This window comes from Rubrivirga sp., assembly GCF_049648075.1.
Taxonomy (GTDB): domain Bacteria; phylum Bacteroidota; class Rhodothermia; order Rhodothermales; family Rubricoccaceae; genus Rubrivirga.
Window position 1 is genome coordinate 1 of the sequence record NZ_JBARYR010000473.1, and the last position, 5623, is coordinate 5623.

The 5623-nt window shown below is 67.0% G+C and carries 8 protein-coding genes; all 8 read right to left on the reverse strand.

Annotated features, from left to right (window positions below):
* Positions 1 to 684: PIG-L deacetylase family protein (locus WBA11_RS13405; protein ID WP_424521175.1), on the reverse strand; the 684-nt coding region annotated here is incomplete at its 3' end.
* 83 nt (positions 685 to 767) lie between these two features.
* Positions 768 to 1475 carry a hypothetical protein gene (locus tag WBA11_RS13410; RefSeq protein ID WP_424521176.1) on the reverse strand — a complete coding sequence of 236 codons (708 nt, stop codon included), beginning with the start codon at positions 1473 to 1475 and terminating at the stop codon, positions 768 to 770.
* Between the two features lie 182 nt (positions 1476 to 1657).
* The gene (locus WBA11_RS13415) at positions 1658 to 2245 is read right to left on the reverse strand and encodes a hypothetical protein (RefSeq protein WP_424521177.1); all 588 of its coding nucleotides are present in this window, start codon (positions 2243 to 2245) and stop codon (positions 1658 to 1660) included.
* Positions 2238 to 2831 carry a hypothetical protein gene (locus tag WBA11_RS13420; RefSeq protein WP_424521178.1) on the reverse strand — a complete coding sequence of 198 codons (594 nt, stop codon included), beginning with the start codon at positions 2829 to 2831 and terminating at the stop codon, positions 2238 to 2240. Before WBA11_RS13420 ends, WBA11_RS13415 begins: the two co-directional genes overlap by 8 nt.
* Before the next feature lie 44 nt (positions 2832 to 2875).
* On the reverse strand, positions 2876 to 3427 hold the full coding sequence (locus tag WBA11_RS13425; protein WP_424521179.1) for a hypothetical protein: 552 nt from the start codon (positions 3425 to 3427) through the stop codon (positions 2876 to 2878).
* Positions 3428 to 3461: 34 nt separating this feature from the next.
* Positions 3462 to 4178, reverse strand: a complete 717-nt coding sequence (locus tag WBA11_RS13430; RefSeq protein ID WP_424521180.1) for a hypothetical protein — start codon at positions 4176 to 4178, stop codon at positions 3462 to 3464.
* Positions 4175 to 4777, reverse strand: coding sequence for a hypothetical protein (locus WBA11_RS13435; RefSeq protein WP_424521181.1), 603 nt, complete (start codon positions 4775 to 4777; stop codon positions 4175 to 4177). Before WBA11_RS13435 ends, WBA11_RS13430 begins: the two co-directional genes overlap by 4 nt.
* A 55-nt stretch (positions 4778 to 4832) precedes the next feature.
* Positions 4833 to 5564: a hypothetical protein gene (locus WBA11_RS13440; protein ID WP_424521182.1), complete on the reverse strand. Its 732-nt coding sequence runs from the start codon at positions 5562 to 5564 to the stop codon at positions 4833 to 4835.
* Between the last annotated feature and the right edge of the window lie 59 nt (positions 5565 to 5623).

The window sequence follows — 5623 nt, forward strand, 5'->3', positions numbered from 1 at the left end:
GTCGTACGGTGCGCCGTCGTCGCGCCAGCCGCGGGCGCGCAGGAACAGCCTCGAGGGCTGCCACAGATCGACGCCATCGTCCTCGAGTTGGCTGGGCTGGTAGCTCGGGTCGGCCGCCAAGTGAAACGCCTGGTACGCCGCGTTGCCGAGGGCCTGGTGGTGGCCATGCTGGGCGTTGGGCCACGCCGTCGAAGTGTCGTGGTTGGTGAACAGGACGTCGGGCTTGAAGCGCCGGACCAGGTGGACCACGTCGGCGACGAGCGCGTCGCGGCCGGCGCCGACCTCGAGGTCGGCGTCGCGGTCTTCCCAAAAGCCGGTGCGCGGCTGGCTCCACTCGGCGTAGGCCTCGGCGGCGTGCTTGGAGAACCCGAAGTCGTAGCGGTTGAGGTAGACGACGCGCGTGCCCAGGATGCGGGCGGCGGCCTCGGTCTCGGCCGTGCGGATGGCGCCGAGTCGTTCGTACAAGTCCGGCCCGGCCTCGTTCTGGCCGCCTTCGCCGCGCGTTGCGATCACGGAGTAGACGACGGCGTCCTGGTTGCCGCGGTAGTAGGCCATCGTCAGGCCGTCCTCGTCGTCGGGGTGGCCGGCCAGGTTCATGACCACCAAGGGCCGGTCGGGCGCGTCGAGGACGGGTTGCGCGGAGGCGGTGCCTGCGAGTAGGAGGGCGAGAGCGAGGCGAAGCATTCGTACGGGGCCGTTTGCAGCAACCTACCCCGCTCGCTCCGTCCGCGATCCCTCGCGGTCTGGCACGGGGGCTCTAGGGGAGTTCATGGGCTACTCGCGTCTGCGACTGCGACTACCTCCCAGTCGAAGTCGCCGCCGGCTAAGGTCTCAAACCGAACGGTCACTTCTTGAGCTTTCGAGGGGATGGTCACCTGGCAATGAAACACGAGGCCCGGGACGGACTGGAAGATGCGTGGCGCGTCGCAATCGGCCTGCGTCGGGGCGTCGACCTGCTTTGCGATGTCGTTGGCGATGAGGTCCTCTACCGTCTTCCCCAAACCCGCCTCCGTGTGACTGTAGCTGTACCTGGAAGAGTCGCTCTGGTAGGTCACGTCGAACACCACGTTCTCAGCGGTTGCTCGACAGGTAGCCTCGACGTTTCTCGTGTCGCTAATCTCCGGGCACTCGACGGAGGTAAGAATCGCGTCGTAGTCCTCGCGGTAGCCGCGTCGGATGTTCCACTCGGCGGTCCGGGTCGGAGACCCGAAGTCTGGCTCGATCCACACGTTGGGCGAGCCATCGCCGGGGTCAGGCTCGACCTCCACGGCCCACACGACCTCGTCCCCCTCGACGGTCGAGGTGCAGGTATAGAGGCCCGTCGCGTTATCGAGGTCGGGGCATCGGAGAGGGGTATGGTCGGTATCGGCTCCGATATAGACGACTTGCAAGTCGCGGACCATGTTGAGAAAATCGGAATCAGCCTGGGCGTCCGTGTCGGTGATCTCGACGCAGCCCGTGAGAACGACGAGCATGACGAGCAGGGCGGAAAGGCAGCGCATAGAGGTATTGGGTTGTAAGGACGGCTACCCGCCCGGAGCGTTTGAGCGGGGGAGCGCCATCGAGGTCGGACCTGTCGAGGGCGGAGCGGTATGTCTCCATGCGTCGCGCCGCGTACTCGAGGACCACCCGGCACGGATCTCGTCCTCGAGGGCGGCTACCAACTCCCTGCGCTCTCCGGCGTCGCGGCGTAGAGGGCTCCATCGAAGGACCACGAGACAGCACCGCCCAGCTGTGGAGCAAAGGCTTCGAGGACGGAGGCTTCGATGGTCGTGACCTCGCCCGTCGCTGCATCCGTCGCTTGGCACGAGAGCACCTCGCCAGCCACGGCAGGCCGAACGGCGGGGCCCTCGCAGCCGACCTCGAGGACGGGGCCGTCGAGCGTGGCGAGCTGCTCTTCCATGTTGCGCTCGGTGTGCTCACGGAGTAGGACGCCGTCCAGCATCCAGGCGACTCCGCCGGGCGCCGTCGAGTCGGGCCGGACGAGCACGGGCACCGGCTCGCCCTCGAGGTCGGCGGTGCACGTCTGGACCTCGCCCTCGGCCCAGCCCGATTCGGGACAGTCGAGTCCGCCATCGAGGCCGAACGCCTCTGCGATTTCGTCCTGCGCGACCTCGAGGTCAGAGCGGTCGTCCTCGAGGACCGGATCTGTGACCTTGAGCGCGCGAGCCTCGCTAGGGGACGGCTCGGCGGCGCACCCCGCGACGAGAACCAGGACGGAACAGAAAACCACGAGGTCAGCCATCCTCATTGTACCGGAGGGTCACGTTCCCCTGATCGTCCTCAATAATGAGTGATAGGGGGATCTGCTCGCCGGTCGCGACCAGGGTCGCGACGCAAGGGACGCGCTCCCCGACGGTCGTTCGCCAGATGTCCTCCTGTTCGCACGTGGCTTCCGCTGCGGCGCTGTACCTCGTTTGAACATCCTCAGCGACCAGGACTTCCACCTTTCGACCAAATTCGACTCCTATAGGACGCCAATTCACCCGCATCTTGGACGGGTCCTCTGGGTGTGGTATGAAAGAAAGCCCAAGCTCGAACTCGATACCCCCTGCGACCACCTCGCAGCGGGACGTGGTTCCAATGTCGCCCGTCGCGGCGGGGCATTGGGCGGATGTCGCTGTGACCCCATACCGGTCTTCAAAGTTGTCAAGGACGAGGCTCTCCACTTCGTCGGAGTGGTCGTCAGAAGGTTCTCGTTCCTCACTTTCGACACCACTCGAATAAGAAGCCTCTCCGATCTGAACGGAGAAGGACTCTTCGGGACCTCGCTCGCAACCAGCGAAGAAGATGGCGGCGAGACATAGGGCGGGCAGGCGGACTACAAACATGGGAGCGGGCGTTATGAGAGAGAGGGAAGTCTCCGACGGGCTGGCTAGAACCAATCGCCGGCAGGGTAGGTGGCGGCCTCTCCTGCGGCTGTTGCGATGCGCACGCGGCCATCGTCGGTGAACACGGTCGCCGTGGCGGTCTCCGTCTCGCCGGTCTCTGGGTTGGTGATGCCACACGACAGCGTGTCGTCGATCGCGACCAGGCGAACCGCATCGCCGTCGCACGCGACCTCGACGGGGCCACCGGCCAGCGTCGGGAGCAAGTCCGCGAGATCAGCCTCGGTCTTCTCACGGACCAAGACGCCCATCGCCTGCCAGTCGGCTAGGACGCTGGCGGGGTCAGCGCTGTTGTTCTTGACCATGAGGTCGAACGTGACGCCGTCCAGGGTGGCAGTGCAGGTGGCCGGCTGCGCGGAAGCAGACAAGTCATCGGGACACTCCAGAGATGTGAGCGGCACGCCGTACGCCTCTTCGAAGCGCGGTGAGATCGCCTGCTCCGTCGCGTCGGCGTAGGAGAGCTCGGCGGGAGCATTGGGCTCGGAGCCGCAGCTGGCGACGAGGACGAGGGTGGCGAGAGGAAGAGCGCGAAGAGTCATGGCCGATCAGGGCTGAGGATGAGGAGAGAGGAGGTCAGGCGCCGGGGACGAGGTTCCATTCGTACTGGCCACCCTCGAGGACGACGTAGCGGACGGTGCCGGACTGGCCGGTCTCGGGAGAGCGCGCTTGGCACAGCGTCTCGAAGCCGGGTTGCGACTCGAAAACGGACGGAGCGTCGCACTCGACGATGGCCGGGGGGCCGTCGTCGCCCGCCAAACCGTCGCCGACGATGCGCTCGATGTTGGCCTTGAAGTCGTACCCCGGTGCGGAATAGCCGAACGACTGGTCAGCAGAGCCCTCATAGACGAGGTCGAACGACGTGCCGTTGAGGAGGCCCTGGCAGGTGACTGTCTGTGCTGGGCTTTCCATCGTCGGGCACGTCACCGACGTCAGCGTCATGCCCAAGTCTTGGCGAAACCCCTTCATCAAGCCGCGCTCCGCGTTTGCCGACGGCGATCCGAAGTCTGGGAGGAGGTTTACCGAGAACGAGTCCGCCGCCGTCGCGTGCTGCGAGACGGTCATCGCCCACGCGACCTCTTGGCCGTCTACGGTCGAGGTGCAGGCGTACTCGCCGAACGACTCGCCCTCGAGGTCGGGGCAGACGAGCGGGGACGGCTCGACGGTCGGGCCGAGGATGCCAGCCGCGACGGATGCGACGGTCGCGTCGAGAGACGCGCTGCCGGACGGGCCGGTCGCGGGGTCACCGGAGCAGCCGGCAAGGAGGATGAGGGCGACGAGCGTACGGGTCATTGGAGCTGAGAAAGGCGGGAGGTGTCGACCGAATTGATGTCGATGTCGAAGGGGTTCTCGCGGTCCGGCGGGAACGGACGGAGATCCATGCCGAGTGAGTCCGGGTCGTCGGTGACGGTCGCGACCACCAAGTGCGTCCTCGATGTCATCATGTCCTTGACGTCGCACTCGAACGTGTCCCCGGGCGCGGCCGGCGTCGCGGCCTCGAGGTCGCAGACGGTGCTAGGCGCCATTCCCTCGTCCATCAGGCGGTTGGTCACCAGCCGCAGCGCGTAGCCCTCGAGGATGAACCCGCGCGGGTCGATGCGGACCGTGTTGCCAGCGTCCTCGAGGCCGAGCGTGCCCGTCGCCGTCCACTCGAGCGGCGTCCCGCCCAACGACGACGTGCAGACGACCTCGAGGCCGGACGCCATCTCGGGACACGACGGGGCCTCTCGTTCGACGTCGGTTGGCGTGAAGTCGTCGACGAAGCGCGTGATCCCGGCCTCGGCCAGCGGCCGGAGCGCCGGGTCCGTGGTCGGCGCGCAGGCGAGGGCGAGCATGGAGAGCAGCAGGACCGGGCGCATCGAGGACGGGGGTTCTGCCCGTCCGTACGGCACCCGCCCTCGATGTGGACCATCCGTCCTCGAGGACGGAGCCCGTTCCCGTCGGCCGCTACGACTCGACGACCACGTTCCAGTCGAAGTTGCCCACCATGTCCGTCATCACGAGCCGGACCTCGGCTTGCTCGCCGGTCTCGGTGGCGCGGACGTCGCAGGCGAACTCCTGGCCGATCTCGATCTCCCACATCGTCGGCGTCTCGCACGTCACGCTCGTTGCCAGACCCGTGCCCTGCTCCAAGCCGTTGGCGATCGCCGCCTCGGTGTTTTGGCGGAAGCCGACGCCCGTCGGGACGTAGACGAAGGTCCCGTCCGGCTTCTTGTCGAACTGGACGTCGAACGATTTGCCGTCGTAGTTCGCCTGGCACACGGCCGTGTAGTCCGGGGCGTCGCCGTCGGGGCACGAGATCGATGCGAGCTCCATGTCGTAGGTGGTGCGGAACGAGCGCTTGAGCGCCCACTCCGCCCCGGCCGACTCCGAGCCGTAGTCGGGGACCAGTCCCACAGCCGTCGAGTCGCCGCCGTCGACCGCCGTCAGGGCGCTCACGGTCATGGCCCAGGTGACGTCCTGGCCGTCGACGGTCGAGGTGCACGTGTACTCGCCCGGCGCGTCGCCCTCGAGGCCGGGGCAGTCGAGCGCCGTCGCGTCGGCGTCGGGGCCGACGAGCTCGATGACCAGGTTGTCGACGAGCTGGTCGAACGTCTGTGGGTCGTTGCCAATGGAGATTTCGCCTTCGCAGCCGGAGGCCACGATCAGGAGGGCAAACAGAGTGGGGAGTCGGAGCATGGGTGGGGGTGAGCTATGGGAGTTCGTTGGCCGCGCCGGCCTATCGGCTCTCGAGGTCG

Coding starts and splice junctions, on each gene's coding strand:
- WBA11_RS13410 (WP_424521176.1), bottom strand. CDS start 1,475: ATGCTCGTCGTTCTCACGGGCTGCGTCGAGATCACCGACACGGACGCC.
- WBA11_RS13415 (WP_424521177.1), bottom strand. CDS start 2,245: ATGGCTGACCTCGTGGTTTTCTGTTCCGTCCTGGTTCTCGTCGCGGGG.
- WBA11_RS13420 (WP_424521178.1), bottom strand. CDS start 2,831: ATGTTTGTAGTCCGCCTGCCCGCCCTATGTCTCGCCGCCATCTTCTTC.
- WBA11_RS13425 (WP_424521179.1), bottom strand. CDS start 3,427: ATGACTCTTCGCGCTCTTCCTCTCGCCACCCTCGTCCTCGTCGCCAGC.
- WBA11_RS13430 (WP_424521180.1), bottom strand. CDS start 4,178: ATGACCCGTACGCTCGTCGCCCTCATCCTCCTTGCCGGCTGCTCCGGT.
- WBA11_RS13440 (WP_424521182.1), bottom strand. CDS start 5,564: ATGCTCCGACTCCCCACTCTGTTTGCCCTCCTGATCGTGGCCTCCGGC.